At 65.2% G+C, this 17,397-nt stretch carries 24 protein-coding genes; 1 reads left to right on the forward strand and 23 read right to left on the reverse strand.

Translation table 11 applies throughout. The features are described 5' to 3' along the window. Positions 1 to 91 precede the first annotated feature (91 nt). Positions 92 to 985, forward strand: a complete 894-nt coding sequence (locus tag KAK03_RS08845; RefSeq protein WP_210853466.1) for a 5'-nucleotidase — start codon at positions 92 to 94, stop codon at positions 983 to 985. Positions 986 to 995: 10 nt separating this feature from the next. Here the strand turns inward: KAK03_RS08845 and KAK03_RS08850 are convergent, their stop codons facing one another. The 23 genes from KAK03_RS08850 to KAK03_RS08960 all read right to left on the reverse strand — a co-directional run bounded on the left by KAK03_RS08850 (position 996) and on the right by KAK03_RS08960 (position 17,262). After that, positions 996 to 1,628 carry a CPBP family intramembrane glutamic endopeptidase gene (locus KAK03_RS08850; protein WP_210853468.1) on the reverse strand — a complete coding sequence of 211 codons (633 nt, stop codon included), beginning with the start codon at positions 1,626 to 1,628 and terminating at the stop codon, positions 996 to 998. A gap of 43 nt (positions 1,629 to 1,671) precedes the next feature. Next, the gene (locus KAK03_RS08855) at positions 1,672 to 2,070 is read right to left on the reverse strand and encodes a GNAT family N-acetyltransferase (protein ID WP_310738524.1); all 399 of its coding nucleotides are present in this window, start codon (positions 2,068 to 2,070) and stop codon (positions 1,672 to 1,674) included. Between the two features lie 10 nt (positions 2,071 to 2,080). Further along, positions 2,081 to 2,485: an SRPBCC domain-containing protein gene (locus tag KAK03_RS08860; RefSeq protein ID WP_210853471.1), complete on the reverse strand. Its 405-nt coding sequence runs from the start codon at positions 2,483 to 2,485 to the stop codon at positions 2,081 to 2,083. 80 nt (positions 2,486 to 2,565) lie between these two features. Next, on the reverse strand, positions 2,566 to 2,934 hold the full coding sequence (locus KAK03_RS08865; protein ID WP_210853473.1) for a hypothetical protein: 369 nt from the start codon (positions 2,932 to 2,934) through the stop codon (positions 2,566 to 2,568). A 7-nt stretch (positions 2,935 to 2,941) separates the two neighbouring features. Continuing rightward, positions 2,942 to 3,463: a GNAT family N-acetyltransferase gene (locus KAK03_RS08870; protein WP_210853475.1), complete on the reverse strand. Its 522-nt coding sequence runs from the start codon at positions 3,461 to 3,463 to the stop codon at positions 2,942 to 2,944. A 214-nt stretch (positions 3,464 to 3,677) separates the two neighbouring features. Beyond that, entirely contained in the window at positions 3,678 to 4,367 is a 690-nt protein-coding gene (locus KAK03_RS08875; protein ID WP_210853477.1) for a putative signal transducing protein, read from the reverse strand. 100 nt (positions 4,368 to 4,467) lie between these two features. Continuing rightward, the gene (locus KAK03_RS08880; protein ID WP_210853479.1) at positions 4,468 to 5,079 is read right to left on the reverse strand and encodes an energy transducer TonB; all 612 of its coding nucleotides are present in this window, start codon (positions 5,077 to 5,079) and stop codon (positions 4,468 to 4,470) included. Positions 5,080 to 5,455: 376 nt separating this feature from the next. Further along, positions 5,456 to 6,088 (reverse strand): nucleotidyltransferase domain-containing protein, encoded by a 633-nt coding sequence (locus KAK03_RS08885; RefSeq protein WP_210853480.1) that lies wholly within the window; start codon positions 6,086 to 6,088, stop codon positions 5,456 to 5,458. Between the two features lie 28 nt (positions 6,089 to 6,116). Beyond that, on the reverse strand, positions 6,117 to 6,545 hold the full coding sequence (locus KAK03_RS08890; protein ID WP_210853481.1) for a hypothetical protein: 429 nt from the start codon (positions 6,543 to 6,545) through the stop codon (positions 6,117 to 6,119). A gap of 167 nt (positions 6,546 to 6,712) precedes the next feature. Continuing rightward, positions 6,713 to 7,273 (reverse strand): hypothetical protein, encoded by a 561-nt coding sequence (locus tag KAK03_RS08895; RefSeq protein WP_210853483.1) that lies wholly within the window; start codon positions 7,271 to 7,273, stop codon positions 6,713 to 6,715. A gap of 126 nt (positions 7,274 to 7,399) precedes the next feature. Continuing rightward, positions 7,400 to 7,771, reverse strand: coding sequence for a VOC family protein (locus tag KAK03_RS08900; RefSeq protein WP_210853485.1), 372 nt, complete (start codon positions 7,769 to 7,771; stop codon positions 7,400 to 7,402). Positions 7,772 to 7,841: 70 nt separating this feature from the next. Then, entirely contained in the window at positions 7,842 to 8,273 is a 432-nt protein-coding gene (locus tag KAK03_RS08905) for a DUF1801 domain-containing protein (protein ID WP_210853487.1), read from the reverse strand. Between the two features lie 259 nt (positions 8,274 to 8,532). Then, entirely contained in the window at positions 8,533 to 8,883 is a 351-nt protein-coding gene (locus KAK03_RS08910) for a hypothetical protein (RefSeq protein WP_210853489.1), read from the reverse strand. Between the two features lie 144 nt (positions 8,884 to 9,027). Next, complete coding sequence (locus KAK03_RS08915) at positions 9,028 to 9,732, reverse strand: glycine-rich domain-containing protein (RefSeq protein ID WP_210853491.1); 705 nt, start codon at positions 9,730 to 9,732, stop codon at positions 9,028 to 9,030. Between the two features lie 127 nt (positions 9,733 to 9,859). After that, a complete protein-coding gene (locus KAK03_RS08920) occupies positions 9,860 to 10,252 on the reverse strand; it encodes a VOC family protein (protein WP_210853493.1) in 393 nt (130 codons plus the stop codon). A gap of 174 nt (positions 10,253 to 10,426) precedes the next feature. Further along, positions 10,427 to 11,236, reverse strand: a complete 810-nt coding sequence (locus KAK03_RS24920; RefSeq protein ID WP_247661028.1) for an SRPBCC domain-containing protein — start codon at positions 11,234 to 11,236, stop codon at positions 10,427 to 10,429. 759 nt (positions 11,237 to 11,995) lie between these two features. After that, positions 11,996 to 12,706, reverse strand: coding sequence for a DUF4386 domain-containing protein (locus KAK03_RS08930; RefSeq protein ID WP_310738528.1), 711 nt, complete (start codon positions 12,704 to 12,706; stop codon positions 11,996 to 11,998). 122 nt (positions 12,707 to 12,828) lie between these two features. After that, positions 12,829 to 13,350, reverse strand: coding sequence for a hypothetical protein (locus tag KAK03_RS08935; RefSeq protein WP_210853496.1), 522 nt, complete (start codon positions 13,348 to 13,350; stop codon positions 12,829 to 12,831). A gap of 911 nt (positions 13,351 to 14,261) precedes the next feature. Continuing rightward, positions 14,262 to 14,702 carry a hypothetical protein gene (locus KAK03_RS08940; protein WP_210853498.1) on the reverse strand — a complete coding sequence of 147 codons (441 nt, stop codon included), beginning with the start codon at positions 14,700 to 14,702 and terminating at the stop codon, positions 14,262 to 14,264. 140 nt (positions 14,703 to 14,842) lie between these two features. After that, a complete protein-coding gene (locus tag KAK03_RS08945; protein ID WP_210853500.1) occupies positions 14,843 to 15,439 on the reverse strand; it encodes a hypothetical protein in 597 nt (198 codons plus the stop codon). Positions 15,440 to 15,549: 110 nt separating this feature from the next. After that, a complete protein-coding gene (locus tag KAK03_RS25510; RefSeq protein WP_210853501.1) occupies positions 15,550 to 16,086 on the reverse strand; it encodes a metal-dependent hydrolase in 537 nt (178 codons plus the stop codon). Positions 16,087 to 16,227: 141 nt separating this feature from the next. Next, on the reverse strand, positions 16,228 to 16,641 hold the full coding sequence (locus tag KAK03_RS08955; RefSeq protein ID WP_210853503.1) for a hypothetical protein: 414 nt from the start codon (positions 16,639 to 16,641) through the stop codon (positions 16,228 to 16,230). Between the two features lie 309 nt (positions 16,642 to 16,950). Continuing rightward, complete coding sequence (locus tag KAK03_RS08960) at positions 16,951 to 17,262, reverse strand: DUF5076 domain-containing protein (protein ID WP_210853504.1); 312 nt, start codon at positions 17,260 to 17,262, stop codon at positions 16,951 to 16,953. Positions 17,263 to 17,397: the final 135 nt, after the last annotated feature.

The following is a 17,397-nucleotide window of genomic DNA, read 5'->3' on the forward strand; positions in this document are numbered from 1 at the left end:
CCACCCCGTCCCCCCAAGTCGGGGCTCCGCCCGCCTTGGGGCGGCCTGGCGGCGGGCGGTTCTCATTGATCAGGCGCGTAACATCGGCCGCATGCCCGCCAGCCTGCAGGACCGCCTGGTCGTCGCGATCTCGTCGCGCGCCCTGTTCGACTTCGAGGACGAGAACCGCGTCTTCGAAGCCGCCGACGACCGCGCCTACATGCAGCTGCAGCAGCAGCGCCTGGACCAACCGGCCCCGCCCGGCGTGGCCTTCTCGCTGGTGAGGAAGCTGCTGGCCTTCAATGCTGGCGGCACGCCGCGGGTGGAGGTGGTGATCCTGTCACGCAACGACCCGATGTCGGGCCTGCGCGTGTTCCGATCGGCGGCGCACTACGGGCTGGGCATCGAGCGCGGCGTGTTCACCCGCGGCCGACCACCGTGGCGCTACCTGCGGCCGCTACGTGCCCACCTGTTCCTATCGGCCCACGACGGTGACGTTCCACCGGCCTTGGCCGCTGGGACACCTGCCGCGCGCGTTTTTCCACACGGCGCACGTGCTTCCGACGCCCACCCCGACGAGCTGCGCATCGCCTTCGACGGCGATGCCGTGCTGTTCTCGGATGAGGCCGAGCAGGTCTTCCAGCGCGAGGGCCTGCCGGCCTTCCAGCGCCACGAGCAGGCCAAGGCCGCCACGCCGCTGCCGCCGGGCCCGTTCAAGCCGCTGCTGGATGCGCTGCACCGCCTGCGGGCCGAGCCCGGCCCCATGCGCATCCGCACCGCGCTGGTCACCGCCCGTGGCGCGCCCGCCCACGAGCGCGCGGTGCGCACGCTGATGGACTGGCAGGTGGAGGTGGACGAGGCGCTGTTCCTGGGCGGCCTGCCCAAGGGCGATTTCCTGCGCGAGTTCGAGCCCGACTTCTTCTTCGACGACCAGACCGGCCATGTGCAAGGCGCGCTGTCCCACGTGCCTGCCGGCCATGTGGCGGCGGGTGTGGCCAACGCCTGAGGCCACCGCCCTACAGGGTCGGCACGATGTCCCACAGGATGTGGGCCAGCACCGGCGGCCACAGGTCCTGGCGCCACACATAGGCCAGCGACAGCAGCACACCGAAGGTCGCCACCCAGACCACGCCCAATGGTCCCTGGTACAGGTGGTAGAGCACCCGCACCAGCAGAGGCACCCCCAGCGCCACCGACAGGCCATGGCCGCGCAGGCCCCGCACCAGCACGCCCAGCAGGAAGACCTCCTCGAAGCTGCCATTGACCACGGCCAACCCGACGCGGGAAGCCAGGGAGGTCTGATCGAACGAGAAGGCGATCACATCGCCCTCGCCCGCCACGCCCAGCGCCGACGTGGTCAGCGTGCCACCCAGCCAGCAGGCCACGAACAGCAGCAGGCCGATGCCGGTGCCGGCCAGCGTCGGCTGCGGGTAGAGCGACGCGATGTCGAAGCGGCGCGCGCGCAGGTACAGCAGGGCCGCCAGGGCCAGGACCAGTTCCACCCCGACCATCTGCCAGTTGCCATCGTCGGTGAAGCGGGCATCCGGGAAGCCGGACAGCACCGCCTGCACCGACCACAGGGTGAACAGCCCGAAGCAGATCAGGGCCACCACGGCACTCTCGGACCAGCTCAGCGTGGACTTGGGCATGCGGCAGGGTACCAGTTCGACGGGGTCGTCCGGCCCGACCCGCTCAGCGCTGGCGTGGCCGCTCCATTGCCACCGTGGACACGCGAAAGCCCAGCCGGCTGAAGAAGGCCTCGGCGCCCTCGCGACCCGCGCGCAGCACCCAGGTGATGCTGGCATCCTCACCCATCAGGTGCTGCACCAGCCGCGTCCCCAGGCCCTGCCGGCGACACGCCGGGTCCACCACCACGATCGACAGGTAGCCGTTCGACAGGCCGTCGGTGATCGCCCGGGCAAAGCCCACGACCTGCCCCTGGTCGTTCAGCGCCACCACGCTGCGCTGGCTGGCCGCCACCAGGCGCGCCAGGTCGGCCGGGCTGCCTATGCGATGCGCCCAGCCCTGGGCGCACAGCAGCCGCCACACCGCCGGCAGCTCGTGGGGCGCCACATCCCGGACCTGCGTCACCGGGCGCCGCTCATGACCCGACCACGTGGCGCGCGAAGTTGTCCAGGATCGCCTGCCAGCCGGCGCGCTGCTGTTCCTCGGAATGGGTGGTCTCGGCATCGAAGGTGACGGTGACGAGCACGCCCTGCGCGCCGTCCTCGAACCTCACCTGCCCCACCCGGTCGCCGAACGCGTACTCAATCAGCGCCTGCGGCTCGACGCGCGTGTACTCGCCCGCGAAGTCAAAGCCGAAGGAGCCGTCCTTGGCCTCCATGCGCGACGAGAAGCGGCCCCCTGGCCGCAGGTCCACCGTGGCCGCCGTGGTGTGCCAGTCGGGTGAGGCGGTGTTCCACACCAGGATGTCGGCGGGCGTGGTGTAGGCGCGCCAGACCTCGCTCAACGGGGCCGCGACGCGGGTGGACACGACAATCTTCATGGGGGCTCCTTCAGCCGTGGCGGTCGGCGCATGACGCCATCGGAGATGATGAACGGCCGGCCAGTCTACGGGCCCCGCCTTCAGTCGACAAAGCCCTGCGCGCGGTAGCTGGCCCGGGCCGACTGCGTGAGCCGGTCCAGCTCCTCGAACAAGGCCGGCTCCAGGGTCTTGAAGTTGAAGCAGGACTTGCCCTGCATCCGCGCGGTCAGCGCCGGCGAGATCGACGCCAGCAGCGCCGGCTGCAGGTACACCGGCATCAGGTGGAAGGCGACCATCGCCTTCTTCCGCTGCACGGCGCCGAAGAACAGCGGCTTCTTGTTCGGCTGCACGTGGTGGGTGTCGACGTAGAACTGCGTGTCATCGTCGTGCTGGACCAGCAGCCCGTCGGTGTGCCGGGCCAGGATCTGGCGCAGCGCCGCGTACACGGTGGTCAGGTCGGTGGTGGCCATACGTGCCTCACTCCTTCGTGAGCGCAGCGGGCGCCCGGCAGACCATGTGGTGCTCATCATGGACGCGGTCCCCCACCCGCATCGACCCCCGCTCGGTGCCGAAGACCTCGAAGCCCAGGGACCGGTACAGGGCCACCGCAGCCTGGTTGCCGGTCTGCGCGCTCAGGTTCACCTGGGCCAGCTGCCACTGCGTCCACGCATGGTCCAGCGCCGCCGCCAGCAGGCGGCGCCCGATTTCCCGGCCCCGGCCCTGCGGCACCACATACATGCCCCAGACCACCCCCTTGTGCGCCAGCTTGCGCATGCTCTCGCGCTGCAGGCCCACCACGCCCAGCAGCGTGTCGCCGTCGAACGCCCCGAAGACCACGCCATCGGCCTTCGGCGCGAGCTGCGCCTGGGTGGCCTCCAGCGGCCGGTCGCACTCTTCCTCGTAGGACGAGGCAAAGGCCGCGGGCTCCTCGGTCAGGCCGCGCAGGCGCACGGCCCGGAAGCGGGCGGCATCGGCTGGGTTGAGCAGTCGGATCAGCATCGGGTGGGGCTATCGCGCGGTGGGTGTCAGGGGGGATTCTGGGGCGTGCGCCGGTGCGCTGTCACGGGTCGGCGCGCATCCAGGCCTGTCGGCGGCTCGGTGGTGAGCCCGCAGGCGCCTCGGAAGGATCGCGGTATGCGGCAGAGGCATCGCGCCTCGCTCGCCTGGAGGCGACGGTGGCACGCCCATGCCAGATCGGCGCAAGGACCCGGCGTCATGCCAGTTCGCTGAGCGACCAGCCCGCCGCCAGCAGAAGCAGGGCGACCAGCCCAGCGGGCACAACCAGACTTCGCCGCTGGAACCTCGGTCCGTAGGTGGCCAGCAGCGCTCGGCTCTGATCCTGCCCGGACACGAAATACCACACCAGCGTCACCGCCGACATCGCCAGGCTGGCTCGGAAGATGACCCCGGGCCCTGGGTTGAGCCGATGCATGACGGCCGTCGCGCCGACACTGGCCAGCGTCAGCACGATCAGCCACACCCATCGGGCCCGTCGGCGCGCGCCGTCACGCAGCGTGGCCGCATTGGCCCATTGCACCGCGGCACCGAACACCGGCGTGAGCACCAGGCTGAGCAGCGCCGCCCGGTCCGGGCTGAACACCGGCGAGGCTTGCACCTGGTAGGTGGGTCCCGCCGCCTGCTCGCCCTCCAGTTGGAAGGCGCCGGCGTGGAACTGGGCGATCACCTGCAGCGCATCGCGGGCCTGCGCGGCAGGCACCAGCACCCTGACGCCACCCACGGCCTGGGTCATCCAGGCGTTGGCTTGAACGGTGTGCGCGTCCGCCACGCGAGGCGCCAGTCCAGCGGACTCCAGCACCCCCCTCAGCAGATGCGCTTCCGTGGCGCTTTCACAGGTGGCCACCCGGACCACATCACCGTCGCCTGGCTCGGCGGGCTCGGACACGCTGTTGACCTCCTTGGAACCGCGGTCAGTGTGCCATGCCGATGCGCGCGGCGGCCTCCGTGGACGCTCGACGCGGACCGCTGTCACCCGGGACGACTCACTACTCCAGCTTCCAGAGGTACTCGATGCGGGTCCATCCTTCCACCGCTTGGCCGTTCAACCGCGCAGGCTCGTACTTGCACTGGCCCAGCATCGTGATGACGGCCTCGTCCAGCGCCTTGTGCCCGTAGGACGGACCAGCGGACTGGACCAGGTACTTGCCCAGCAACTGGCCGGTGGACGAGATCTTCAAGGCCACAACGGTCGTTCCCACGGCCTCGGCCCTGACTGCCACGAAGGGGTAGTCCAGTCTCGGACACACCGTCGACACCAACAGGGCAGACCTGAACTCGGCGTTCGCGGCAAAGAAGGGCACCACCTGACCGATCGCCGACACGGCGGTGTCCGGCACCGGCTGCGACAGCAAGGCCTGCTGGGCTCGCTGATAGCAGCGCCGGGCCAACGCGGCCTGCGCGGCCTGGCGTTCGCCTGCGCTGCCCTCCTGGGGCAGTCCGGGGGCCTCTGAAGCGACGCACTCGCACACACTGTTGCGAAAGGCCGGAATGGCCGGCAGCGGATCCCTTGGCGTGACCCCCCATCGCAACTGCTGCTCACACTGTGAGTGGGCGGCCGACTCGGAGACCTTGTCGGCGGCGGCCCAGGCTGGCGTCACGCATGACACCACCGCCAACCACGACAAGACGATCGGTCCGGCGATGGTTCGAGGCGCTGGACTCGAAGAACGACAGCGCCATCGACGAGGCGGCCCACCCCACCTCGAAGCCGTTGAAGGGCGGGCGGACGAAGGCGTTCCAAGCGCCCGCGCCTCGTCTGGGGCGGTGGCCTCGTGCACGCCACACGACGGACCGCGCGCCGTTTGATCCGTTCTCATGCTGTGGTCCTCCCTCGCCCCTGCACCACGCCTGACGGCTTGACATGGGGCGAGCAGCCATTCTGAGGCACGGCCCAGGCCCGTGACCAGCCCCTGCCAGGCCCAGTCGGCCGCCCGGGGCAGAGCGTGCCGACGGGTGCCACGGATCGGGTATCGGTCAGGCATGGCCCTGACCGGCGAGCAGACGCACCAGGTCCGCGATCGCCTGCTGGCTGGCGCCCGGCTCCAGCGCCAGGCAGTAGGCCTCGTAGGCGGGGCGATCAAACGCCTGGAGCCAGCGCAGAGCCTTCTTCGGGCCTTCGAACCACAGACCTCGCTTGTGGAAATAGTCCTCCAGCAGCGCTTGCAGCAGCCAGACGCGGCGGTAGTGAGCTTCCGCGTCGCCACGTGCGCTGCGCGCGAGCATCTTGTGCGCCCAGACGTCGCGGGCCGCCACCTCGTTGGCACTGAGACGCTCCGGTCCTTGGCGGTACAGGGCATCCAGGCGATCGAGGAAGGTGGTTGCCAGCGCACCGCGTTGCAGCAGGATCTGGCTGCCCCGCAGGCGCAGACTCTCGGCCGAGGCTTGCGAGAGGTCCGCCTCGGGGTACACCCACACGTCCAGGTAGACCGGACCTTCCTGGCGCGCGATCCGGAATGCCTGCACCACCGTGCCGAAGGCGGCGATGTCGAGATCGCTGTCGTCGGTCGCGGTGCCGTCGGCGTGCGAGCCGTACAGCAAGATGGTGTGAACCCCGTGACTGGACACGAGCTCCTGGCAGATCGCCTCGACCATCGCCGTGGGGGTCATGGGGGTCCCTGTGGTGGGCGCCGGGCCTTCACCGGCCCCAGTCGATGACGATGCCGGTGCCGGGAATGGGCAGCGACTTGAACGGCGCCATGTCCATGTTCAGGCGCACGCCGCGGCCACGTTCGTCGTACACCATGGCGACCTTGATGTCCGCGTCGCGGTAGGTGCGGCAGACCAGGTGCTTCACCGGCACGCGCGCATACACCAGCGTCTCACTCGTGCAGCGCGACAGGAAGCGCGGCTTCTGCTCGCGGCAGCGCTCCGGCGTGATCTCGGACACCGGCACCCCGAGGCCCCGGAAATGTTCAACAGCGTCTTTCGCCGTGCGCCGCAGCAGCCCGCTGTCCATCAGTTCAGCGTGGAGCGCGTCGAACTCGGCGGTGCAGGCCCCGCCGGTGAACAGGGGCGGCGACAACGCCACCCAGACCGCCGCCACCGCGGCATAGAAGCGCCACATCAATTCCTCCTGGTGTCATGGGCCCCACTTCAACACCCGTGGGGCCGCCCTGTCATCCCCATTCGGATGCAGGCGGCCCTGGCAGGCGTGCGGGGTGATCGATGATCGCGCGAAGCGGTGACCTTGCCCAGCCGCACTGGGCTGGGATGGGGTCACGACGCGGCCGGTCATGGCCGGTCAGCATGAGCGACGCGTCCGCCGGCCTGCTGCAGCACCTTCAGGCACCGGTCTCGAACCGGCACCAGCCGCGTCGAAGAGACCTTCATGAGGGCGCGCCGCCGACGCTCACGTTCGGCCACTCTGGCCGCATCGTTGTCGACGAAGGCCTCACCCATGAACTCAACGCCAGGGCAGGACAGGTCGCCGCCCTCTTGCCTCAGCGCCGCCAAAAACCGCCGGGCGTGGTCGCCAGACGCGCGCCCCAGCATCGCATGAAGATCCTCGAGATCGGCGCCGGGGCGTGTGGTGTGCACCAGCCGCACGGCGATGGCCAGGGATGCCGGGTCCCCTTGTCCCACACGCGCCGCCAGAGTTCGCAGGTCGCGGGTGGTCTCTTCGCCAAGGTCGGCGTTGCCGCCTGGGATGCTGTACTCGATCCTCTGGACCTGTTGGGCACCGGCTGGCGTCGGTCGCGCGATCCAACGCTCCCACGGGGTGGCCGCCGTCGCGCTGGTCACCGCACCTGACAAGGTCAAGGCCCACAGGACAGGACGGCATGCTTGCATCATGACTGGACTCGTGCTTTTTGTTGACGCCAGGCGCCTCGACCTCAGCGCGCACTGGGGTGGCTGGCTGCGCTCAGACCACCCTTGTGCAGTCGATAAGGGACGCGTTGTGCCCATGCCCTTGCCCGTCTATTCACCGGGTTCGTGGTATGCGGCTTCGATGTTGTGCCCATCGGGGCCGATCACAAAGGCGGCGTAGTACTTTCCGCTGTACTGCGGGCGCCAGCCGGGTGCACCGTTGTCCTGGCCGCCTGCCTGCAGCGCAGCCACGTAGAAATCATGAACCTGTTGTCGCGAATGGGCCGTGAAGGCCAGGTGGAGATGGTGTGTCTTCTGTTCCGTCCGGCGAATGCACAGCGACGACGGGCTGTCCGGACGACACAGCTCAATGCCCAGGGGACCTTCGGAGACCACCTCGACACCCAGGGGAGCCAGCACCTTCAGAAAGAACGCCTTGGCCTCCTCATAGTGGCTGACCGAGAACACCACGTGATCGAACATGGCGCAATTGTCGACCAGGAGGGTTCGACCAGACAAACAACGCGCCCCCCTTCTCCGAGGCGCGAGCAGCTCACAACTGCTCAAGCCACTGGCGCACCAGGCTGGCCACGAGTGCCGTGTGTTCTCGCGCCGACGCCGTGTTGGCCAGCGTGATGACGCAGCGGTCAGGGGCCGCCCACTTGATGAACGGCTCTGCACCTGACAGAGCAAACCTGCGCGGCGACGCCTGCCGCTTGGCGCCGGTGTGCAGGACCAGCTGAAGGGTCGCAGGCGGATGAAGCTTGAAGGTGGCGAAGTGGTCGGCCAGCGCAAAGCTGGGCGCGTTCCACTTCACGTCCTCCGTGATGCGCGGATCCACCGCCAGGATGGCCTGACGCAGGAGCTCGATGCCTTCCTTGTGCGGGTGCGCCAGGCTGGCGAGGAATGCGTCCACGCCGCCCATGGGCGCGGCAGCCTGGCGCGAAGAGGTGGAGGTTGGCATCGGCTTCTTGCTGTGCGGCATGACGTTCGTGAGGATCCGGCGAACCTGTCTTGATGTCTGCTGTGCGGTCGACCACGATGGCGTCCACCAGGGGGACCCGATGGACGCCAAGAATGACACCAAGACTGTGTGCCGTAAACCGGCTTCTGGGACCGCCGAAGAGAAGCGCGAACGCTCATCCATCCATCCGACAGCCCTTGGGTTGGCGGTCAGGCGGGTCCAACGCCCAGGCTCGCCAGCGTGAAGACCATGACAAGCCGCTCCGCAGCAAAGCGCCAGGTCAGCGCAGCCACCACACCAACGCAGCGGCCACTGCCAGCGCGAGAACCAGCGCCAACCAGGTCGGCAACTCAAGGTCGCCATCCGAGCTCTCGAACGCCAGCAGACCCGACAGCATGCTGCCGATCAGTGACCCGACCTGCGAGCCCATGAGGAAACCACAGGCCGCCAAGACACCAGCCAGCCAGAGAATCCAGGCCAGTGGGTCGCCGATGTAGCGCCCCGGCCCCATGCGCTGCGAGAAGACCCCGAACAGCCAGACCAGTGCAGCGCCGATGCCGGCACCGAACAGCGCTCCAATACAGGCAGAGCTTGCCCGCTCGCCGAGGGTCATGCTGCGCGGTGCTTTCACGTCTTGGCGTCCAGGTTTCGAACTGGGTCGATCCCCAGTGCGTGGCCCGCCCGTCCCGGCTGCAACGCCGGTCGGCCTGGCAGCGCCGGGTCTGGCGTGCCCAGGTGTGGGGTGCGCACCTTTGCAGGGCAGTGGGTCATCGCTTCAGTCTCCACCGCCGCAGCCCCCGCCGCCACAGCCGTCCCCTCCGCCATCGCCGCCGTCGCTGCCACTGGACGATCCGTCGGCGAATCCGTCGGTGCCGCCATCGACGGCGTCACTGGCAAAGTCTCCGCCACAGTAGGTCGCCGCCGCACCGTGGCCGGGGTCACCTGCTCGCTGAACGCCACTGCAGTCAGGGACATAGCGAAACCCGTTGGGAATGTTCAGCTTGGCGTCCAGGGCGAACAGCAGCGGCAGCCGGGTGGCTGACCTGGGGTTGATGTTCTCTTCCTTGCAGGCGTACCACCAGCAACGGCGCAGTCCTTCATTCCTCTGGCGGTCGCTGCCCAGGATGGCGGCCGGCGAATGGTGAAGAAAACGACCAAAGGCGCTGTGGCAGAAGACCTGGTAGTTCCTGGTGTAGAGGATGAACTCGTGCCACAGGTCATCGACCACCTGGCTGGGCATCGAAACAGACTTCCTCCCGCTCTTGAGATGCGCCAGAAAGAACTGGCGCAGGCCATGGGCAACCAGCTGACAGTCCTTGGTGGTGAGGTGGGGATGCTTGGCCTTGAGCTTCTCGAACAGGCCCCGGGGAAACTCCGCGTGGCGGATGTGGGACTCTCTGCGCAGCGCCGCGTACCGACGCCACAGCGCAGCCGCCAGCAGGACGCTGGTGAGGGCGGTGATGGCGAGGAAGAACTGCATGGAAGAGGCCTGTCGTTGATACCAAGAGACGAGCCAGGCGCCAAGCCGGTGGCGATCCACCCAAGCAAAGGATCAGGCCGCACTGTCTTGAGGGCCAGGCTACTGAGCGCCTGCCGGCATGGTCAGGTCACTTTGGCCTGTGAAGAGCGCAGAGCTTGTTGCCGTCGGGGTCTCGCACATAGGCCAGATACATCGCCCCAAGTTTGCCGTCGCGCAAGCCGGGCGGTTGTTCGATCGACTGGCCACCATTCGCGACCGCGACGTCGTGGAACTGTTGTACCTGCTCCGGTGAGCTGCACTTGAAGCCGATCGTTCCCCCGTTGCCGAAGGTGGCCGATTCGCCGTTGATGGGTTCACTCACACAGAACGAACTGCCTTCGTGACGATAGAACAGGCGGACCTGACCGGTGGCGTTTTTATTGCGGGAGGGCTCGCCGGCGCCCAGAACCGCGAGCACGGCGTCATAGAAACGCTTGGAGCGCTCAATGTCATTCGTACCGACCATGACGTGGCTGAACATGCAAGTCTCTCCGAGATGTTGGTTGTCGACGCAGAAAGCGGCGGTGTCGCCAGCGTCGCAGTATGCGGCCTGACAGTAGAGGTCACCGGGGCGACGCGGAAGGGCAGCGCGGCCGTGCTGCCGATGATGGAACTTGGCGGCTGCACGGCCAGACTCACCTGCCGTGGCGCCTCGCTAGACGGCACCTTCATTCTTGGCGAGTGCCTGGGCCAGACGGTCCAGATTCTGCTCGTTGGCAGGCTCAACAATGGGCCTGAGGCCTTGTGCCGTCTTGCTGTCCTTGAAGGTTTGCTCCCAAGTCAGGTGAGTTCCTTGCTCAGCCGGCTTGAGTGTCACGGTCAACGTGTAGTGCGGGTGCGCGACGTGTTCGATGACCACCTTCGCTGCAGGCTCCAGCGCGGCGAACACGCTCTCGTTCGCGTAGTCCTTGCCGTCGGCGCTGTGCATGACGAACTTCCACTGGCCGCCGGGTCTGAACTCGAAGATCTCGAAGGTGTTCGAGAATCCGGCCGGCCCCCACCAGGCGGCGAGGACACTGGCGGATGCGAAGGCGTTGTACACCGCCGCAGGAGAGTGCGGAAGCGTTCTCGACGTGCTGAGGGTTCGGTCTTGAAGCATGGCAGGAGCAGGCGGATTGAACGGGGCACTATGCCTCAGCGCGCGCCACGACTCGCGCATCAGCATGGCCGTGGTGACCAGGCCCAGCAGACATATGGGTGTGCGGGCTGCTTCTGAGGAAGACCACTCATCATAGGTTGCCAGAAGCCCGGCTTGCGACGCCAACGCGAAGAGGAATGTTGCGGCGGACAGGGCCGACACGCCGGCAAGAAAGCGGTACTTGGGCCAAGCCAATGCGGCGGCTGATTGAGCGAGCCAGAGTGCTCCGGTTGGCATGGCCAGCCAGATGGCCAGCACCAACAGAGGCATGCTGTGTGCGACGCTGAAGAACAGCATCTGTGGGCCGGACAAAGTGAAGCCGTACATCTCGAACGCAGCCCAAAGTACGCCCGGAAGCGATAGGAACGCTGACCAGCGTAGAACTTGACGCGCCATCGTGGGACCACGCTGCATTGCGATGCCTGACGTAGGAGCTGAGCCGCGCACGTCGGCATGGCGCTGGGCTCGCTGTACCGATGATGACCTAAGCCGGGAAGCGGGCCAAGTGCCATGTCGGTGGGCGTGGGTTCCAGCGAGGGGTTAGGCCTCACTGCTTTTGCTCTGGCGCAAGCGTTCCAACTGGCGACACGAACGAGCACTGGCGACTGCTACTGGTTGTGCCCGACCATGAAAGTGCCAGCGTCGCCGGAGAAGCTGAAGCCTTCGAGTTGCGCAGGCGATGCACCACCGTCTTGGACGCGCAACTCCGTGCCCGAAGTGAACCGGAGCGCAAGCCTGGTTCCCGGCTGAGCAGGGGTTGCAGTGGCTTGCTGACCGATGAGCTGGAGTAGTGCGTCGGAGAAGCCAGGCTCGCCATGGGCAAAGACTGCGGAGCCACGGTGAACTGAAGCCTGGTTGTAGACACTCAGTATCTCGCCCTGAAACACGAGCTGGAATTAGTCGTGAACAAAGACGACCTGGGACAAGGGGACGCGAGGAGCGATGGCCACAGCGGATTCAGGAGATGACTAACGTTTGAGCCAAGAGGGCGACGGCAGTGTGACGCCAGGCCCGCGAGGCGGAGGATAACCAAAGCCACCTCGCTGTCCTGCTGACACGCCGTTGGCGCTCCGCTTGAGCGAAGCCTTAGGCCGCACTCGTGGTGCCTGTGCGTGCGCCATTGACTACCAGCCACAAGCCAAGCCCAACCTCGTATATGAACATGGGGAGCATGGCAAGGTAGAAGAAGTCTGTTGTAGATGGCGTGATCACCCAGGCAATCGCGTAGATCGCCAGCATGAGTGATGAGACGATGCCCCAACCAGCGAGGACTCGTGGCACGTACGCGGATTGGAAGAGCAGCCACGCAAAGATGGCAGACCCGATGCCAAGCGGGATGAATCCGATGGTCAAGCCAGCGCCCTGAGCTCGCAGGGCCAAGCCCGCCAGACCTGCGAGTTGCTCGGCATTGAAGGCCTTGACGTACTCGCCCCCGCCAAGCAGGGATGCCGCAGCGAGACCAAACGCGACGGCAGAGAAATGAGCGCCAACTTCAACCAAGCGAAAGAAGGCAGCCAGGAGCGCCAGCTTGGTGTTGACGGGCTGCAGCAACTGATGCAGCGACCAGACCAGGACGACAACACCTGCGAAGGTGATGAGATCGGTGGCCAGACCGAGCCTGAACAAACCTTGCGAGTAGATGATGTTCTGTGCAGTTTGCGCGGCGCTTTCACTCACCAGTAGGGAACCGCGAACGTAGCCTTCGCCGAAAAGCGCGGTGGCCATCGTTATGAGGTACATCGCTCCGGCAATTCTTGCGATGCACTTTGGAGGCTCGGTGCGGAACGGTTCTGGCATCTGGATTCACTCGTGGTGGATCTCACAGGGACTTGGATGTGCGGCCTATCGTTCGAGCCAAGCTGCCTGCGGAGGCTTACGTTGCATGCCGTAGCGGGTTGGCGTGAGCCACGGGTCAGGCGTCACGGTCCCAGCCACTCTGACCAAAGACTGCCTTTCGGATGAGACGCAATGCCTCTGCCAAGGGCTGCATGGTTCCAGCGTTCAAGTGGTTCGGCGTACTCCTCCCCATGCTTCAGCGCTTCAGGTTTGCCGATGAGATAGATGCCTTGGTCCGGGCCCCGACCGAAGCGCTGGGTGAAGCTGTAGTGTTCCCTCATTCCGGGAACCCATACCGTGACCGCAAGGACGTCCATGCCAGTTCCATCTGGTCGTCGAGAGATCCCTTCTCTGCCGAAGGCCCACCAGACCCTTGCTCGCTTTGCCTCAGAGAGGCTTGTCCAACCCTTGGCGACAGCTTCCTCCTGAGTCTCTGACTCAAAGTCCAGTACCTGCCGTCCAGCCGCATCGGTGACAACTGCAAACGGGCAGATCAGTTCGCCTTCGCGGTTCGAATCAGCAATGGCTGCACAGTGCATGAGTACGAAGCCGGCGTACTCAACAGCATCGTCGGGAAGCGAAGAACGGAACAGCGAACCGAGCATGGCTTGTGTGACGCCTAACGTTCAACGTAAGAGGCTGGGCGCAGGCCTGCCCAATGGACGGAAGGGGTTAGGTGCCGACCCGCTTCTTGAGGCGACCTTCACGTCTGGCCGCAAGCACATGACCGAGCACTGCACTTAAGACGCCGAGCATTGGTATGGTAGTGAAGAAGGGCCCGCACTGACGATAGGCCTTCCGTAGGTGACGTAGGCGAAGAGGCTTGAGAGCGCGCCGGCATGGCGCTTGGCCCGCTGGACGAGATGATGGCCAAAGCCGGGAATCGGGCCAAGTGCCATGAGGGTGGGCGTCGGTTCCAGCGAGTGGTTAGGCCTTAGCCGCATGGACCAAATGCGAGTGCGCGAAAGAAGATGGCGCCGTACTCCACGAGAGAGTTCGGTGGCCCAGGATAGAACGGCGCTGTGGCTGACTCAACCAGGACGAACAGTAACGGTAGCCCGATTGCGAAGGCCACCTTGCGCCCGATGGATGGAAGTAGAGAGCTTGGGCATGCCAGGGCAGCAACGTACAGCGTCATGCTGACTCCTCGGAAGGCCTCCTTGTGCCAAACGTACCCGCCGCACGATGCTATGCCGAAGTAGAACGCACCCAGCAGCACGAAACAGGCGCAAACCAAGACAGCCGCGTTGGCGATGGTGGCTTTGATTCGGCCGTTCCGGCTCGGTGAGCGGTTTACTGCGTGGCACGGAGTTGGTGTATTCATCGGATGCAAGAGAACCGAGGACGGCGTGTTCTGAGGCTTCACGTTCGAGCTGAGCCGCGCACGCCGGCATGGCGCTTGGCCCGCTGTACGGATGATGACCTAAGCCGGGAAGCGGGCCAAGTGCCATGTCGGTGGGCGTCGGTTCCAGCGAGGGGTTAGGCCTCGCCGGGGTGGCACCGTTGCTGCGTGGCGCTACCAGAGTTTCCACCATGGTTTGCGGTTGGCATTCGCCTGTGCTGCGCATGCGTTGAGCCGGGACTGCTCTCGTGCGCCAAACTCTTGTAGCCAGCCGGCAAACTGCACACGCTCCCTCTCACCTTCAGCTGTAGAAGAAAAGAACTTCACCAGCAAGGGATGATGCTGCGCAAGCCACTCAACCGGAATTCGAGAAGCTTGAGTGGCGCTGTCGTCGGATGTGAAGTAGGCGACCAGGCCATTCAGAAACCGCCTGTCGTCGGGCTTCCCAGGAGGAGCGACCTGAACGTACTGCTCTTGGCCATGCTCCCCGACCAAATGGACTCGGAGTTCTCGGCTCTCAAACACTCGAACGGTAAGTCCAGGTGATTGCCGCTCATTGCTGGGAAGCTCGATGAGTCCGTGATTTGCAAGGTAGTCGGCAAAGGCGTCTGGCATGTGCGGCGCTTTTCTGCGAGGTCTAACGCAGAGTTAACCGGGCGACGACGGATGGACGCCTTGCCCGCGAGGTGCAGCATAGACAGCGAGCGCCTCGCGGGCAAGGTGGCCAGCCGTTGGCGCTCCGGTTGAACGACCTGTTAGGCATCGCGTTCTGCGCGCTGAAAGCGGCCACCTTCTTTGTCCATTCGCTCAAGGTGCGCCTGTACGAAGAGAACTTCGTCTGCAAGCGGCTTCATCTCATAGTCTTCATCGAGCAGGCGGAACTCGCCGGTGTCCACGAAGTAGGCTCGGAAGAAGTGCCCCGGAACTTGCGTGTCGATCGGTTTCGCTCCGACATACTCTGGGAAGAAGCATCCGATAGCGCCATTGGAGAAGTATTTGTCGACTCGCTCGTCGAAGTGCTCGATCGCGTTGCGGAGATCACGCCTGAACAGTGGGCTGGTCTCGTCCATGGCGAAGCATTCGCGAAGAACATCGCCTCGCGCTTTGAACGCTGCGCGGACAGGCCAGAAGTAGCGAGAAAGTGCTGCGGCCTGAAGAACCATGTTCTGAAGCTCGTTCAGAATCAGCCGTGCCGGCAGTTGATCCACGTCTTCTGGCGTTGGTCGCTCCGGCAGTTTCCCGAAGATCTTCTCCAGGCGGATGATGGAGCGGGACGCTGAGACGCTGTTGAACAGCATGCTCTGGATGTAGAACGCCTCGTACATCGGCTGGATTGGCGGGTCGGCCTGCATGCGATGCCTAACGTTGAAGCTGAGGGGCCGAAGACAGCTGGCCGCGCGCAGCGATGATGAACTGGTGAGCGTAGCGCGGCCAGATGGCGGAGGTCCACTCCAGCGAAGGGTTAGGCCGCATTCGGACGACGGCGCCTCTTGGCGTAGAGCGCACCTAGTAGAAGGCTGGGTAGCCACACCCAAAGTAGCTCCGAGACGAGTACGCGGAGACCTGGCTCGCCGAAGAACCGCCGAAGGCTTAGAGGAGAGGCCTCGATGGGACGGAAGGGTGCGAAGTAGCGCTCGCCTGATAGCGGCCAAAGCAGTGCGGCACCATGGCCCGCATTTGTGCAGGTGTCTAGTAGCGGGTGAGAGGCTGCGCATACCAGGAGGTACAGGAAGGGACCACCTGCGCTTAGTTTGGTGACCCGCGCCCAAGTAAAGGCCATTGCGGCTGCGAGAAGTACAGCAAATGCCAGCGAGTGACTGGCTCCGCGATGGCCAAACTCACTATCGTATGGAACGCCAAGCCGCAGCAGTGCAACGTCCGCGTCGGGAATGCACGACGCCAGCAGCCCAAGCGCGAACAAGCTGGGCAAGACTGCGGACTTGCCAAGTGCCACTCGACCAGCGATGGGAACTGCTACGTGGCTAAGGATGCTGGGCATCGTCTATGCGGCCTAACGTTCGAGCTGAGCCGCGCACGCCGACATGGCGCTTGGCCCGCTGTACGGATGATGACCTAAGCCGGGAAGCGGGCCAAGTGCCATGGCGGTGGGCGTCGGTTCCAGCGAGGGGTTAGGCCGCACTCAGCGTAGCTCGACGGACTTAAGGAGTTCCAGAAGGGGTGCCAAGTCGGGTCGCTCTTTGCCAGCCATAGAGATGTGGATGTCGAACCAAATCCCATCAACGTAGGCTGCTGCCAGAACATGCGCTTGCCGGATCGGCAACCCTGCGGGCTGATCCAAGAAGAACGTAGCTCCCTTGAATTGTCCGCTCGCGATCAGAGTCAATTCCGTCGCATCCTTGTAGCTCTTGTTCGAGAGCGCAGCCTTGAGGCAGTTGTCCGCGTCCGAGCATGCTGTCGACTTGTCGATGTAGACAGACAAGTTCAGCTTTGTCCTATCACTGGCGAGTAAGTAGTAGACGGCCGAGTCGTCTTCTCGCCGCTGCTCACGCTGTATCGTCCAATCGCTCTTCGGTAGGGATACCGCAGGCTTCATCTGAAGCAGTGAAAGCACACGTTCGCGCTCCGTGTCGCGAACGTCCGCGTGTGCGCCCGCAAAGATCAGGCAACCAAGGATAGAGAGCGAGGAAGGTCGAAGCATGAGGTGCGGTGGTTGTGCGGCCTAACGTTCGAGCTAACCGGACCGCGGAGGCGAGCGCCGTAAGCCCGAGCTGAGATGATGCACCATGTGCCTCCGCTCGGGCTTGCGGCGCTTGCCGTAGCGGGTCCGGTTGAGCGAGCGGTTAGGCCGCACTCGCTGAGCACAACAGCTTGGGTGGTGGCCACGCTCGCGCTGATAGATTGCCTACGAATGGCCCGGGTGGAACCCGCCACTGACGTCGGATGTCGGTGTATCCAACTCGTCGTTCAGACTTTGGAGGATGCTGGCAACTGAATCAGCGGCATCAACTCCGCGTTCCTCAGACCAAGCGTTTGCGATATGTCTGACGACATCGGCAAGGAAGATGCCCCAGGCTTCCGTCTCCTTGTGTCCTTGGCCATCAAAGAAGCCGATGTTCAGTGTGCAGTGCATTCCTTGCTCCGCGATCCATCCGCTGAGCATCTGAATAGAGTTGTCGTCGCGCACGGCGGCAGGAGGTACAACCAGCGACTTCATTCGACTCCTATGCTGGACTCAAGAAGGGGGCGCCGCGAGGAGTATGTTCCGCGCGGCCTAAGGAAGGTCTGCATAAATCGCCCCACGCCCTGCTTGGCACCGACGTGAAGCCCTGAGACGATAGGGTCCATGAAG

The sequence above is a fragment of the Ideonella alba genome (genome assembly GCF_018069845.1).
Lineage (GTDB): Bacteria > Pseudomonadota > Gammaproteobacteria > Burkholderiales > Burkholderiaceae_C > Ideonella > Ideonella alba.

Excerpts from the sequence above, each read along its gene's own strand:
- KAK03_RS08845 (WP_210853466.1), top strand. The coding sequence starts at position 92 with ATGCCCGCCAGCCTGCAGGACCGCCTGGTCGTCGCGATCTCGTCGCGC.
- KAK03_RS08945 (WP_210853500.1), bottom strand. The coding sequence starts at position 15,439 with ATGCAGGCCGACCCGCCAATCCAGCCGATGTACGAGGCGTTCTACATC.
- KAK03_RS08955 (WP_210853503.1), bottom strand. The coding sequence starts at position 16,641 with ATGAAGCCTGCGGTATCCCTACCGAAGAGCGATTGGACGATACAGCGT.
- KAK03_RS08940 (WP_210853498.1), bottom strand. The coding sequence starts at position 14,702 with ATGCCAGACGCCTTTGCCGACTACCTTGCAAATCACGGACTCATCGAG.
- KAK03_RS08860 (WP_210853471.1), bottom strand. The coding sequence starts at position 2,485 with ATGAAGATTGTCGTGTCCACCCGCGTCGCGGCCCCGTTGAGCGAGGTC.
- KAK03_RS08885 (WP_210853480.1), bottom strand. The coding sequence starts at position 6,088 with ATGACCCCCACGGCGATGGTCGAGGCGATCTGCCAGGAGCTCGTGTCC.
- KAK03_RS08935 (WP_210853496.1), bottom strand. The coding sequence starts at position 13,350 with ATGCTCGGTTCGCTGTTCCGTTCTTCGCTTCCCGACGATGCTGTTGAG.
- KAK03_RS08930 (WP_310738528.1), bottom strand. The coding sequence starts at position 12,706 with ATGCCAGAACCGTTCCGCACCGAGCCTCCAAAGTGCATCGCAAGAATT.
- KAK03_RS08915 (WP_210853491.1), bottom strand. The coding sequence starts at position 9,732 with ATGCAGTTCTTCCTCGCCATCACCGCCCTCACCAGCGTCCTGCTGGCG.
- KAK03_RS08865 (WP_210853473.1), bottom strand. The coding sequence starts at position 2,934 with ATGGCCACCACCGACCTGACCACCGTGTACGCGGCGCTGCGCCAGATC.
- KAK03_RS08890 (WP_210853481.1), bottom strand. The coding sequence starts at position 6,545 with ATGTGGCGCTTCTATGCCGCGGTGGCGGCGGTCTGGGTGGCGTTGTCG.
- KAK03_RS08900 (WP_210853485.1), bottom strand. The coding sequence starts at position 7,771 with ATGTTCGATCACGTGGTGTTCTCGGTCAGCCACTATGAGGAGGCCAAG.
- KAK03_RS25510 (WP_210853501.1), bottom strand. The coding sequence starts at position 16,086 with ATGCCCAGCATCCTTAGCCACGTAGCAGTTCCCATCGCTGGTCGAGTG.
- KAK03_RS08905 (WP_210853487.1), bottom strand. The coding sequence starts at position 8,273 with ATGCCGCACAGCAAGAAGCCGATGCCAACCTCCACCTCTTCGCGCCAG.
- KAK03_RS08850 (WP_210853468.1), bottom strand. The coding sequence starts at position 1,628 with ATGCCCAAGTCCACGCTGAGCTGGTCCGAGAGTGCCGTGGTGGCCCTG.
- KAK03_RS24920 (WP_247661028.1), bottom strand. The coding sequence starts at position 11,236 with ATGTACGGCTTCACTTTGTCCGGCCCACAGATGCTGTTCTTCAGCGTC.
- KAK03_RS08960 (WP_210853504.1), bottom strand. The coding sequence starts at position 17,262 with ATGAAGTCGCTGGTTGTACCTCCTGCCGCCGTGCGCGACGACAACTCT.
- KAK03_RS08895 (WP_210853483.1), bottom strand. The coding sequence starts at position 7,273 with ATGATGCAAGCATGCCGTCCTGTCCTGTGGGCCTTGACCTTGTCAGGT.
- KAK03_RS08920 (WP_210853493.1), bottom strand. The coding sequence starts at position 10,252 with ATGTTCAGCCACGTCATGGTCGGTACGAATGACATTGAGCGCTCCAAG.
- KAK03_RS08870 (WP_210853475.1), bottom strand. The coding sequence starts at position 3,463 with ATGCTGATCCGACTGCTCAACCCAGCCGATGCCGCCCGCTTCCGGGCC.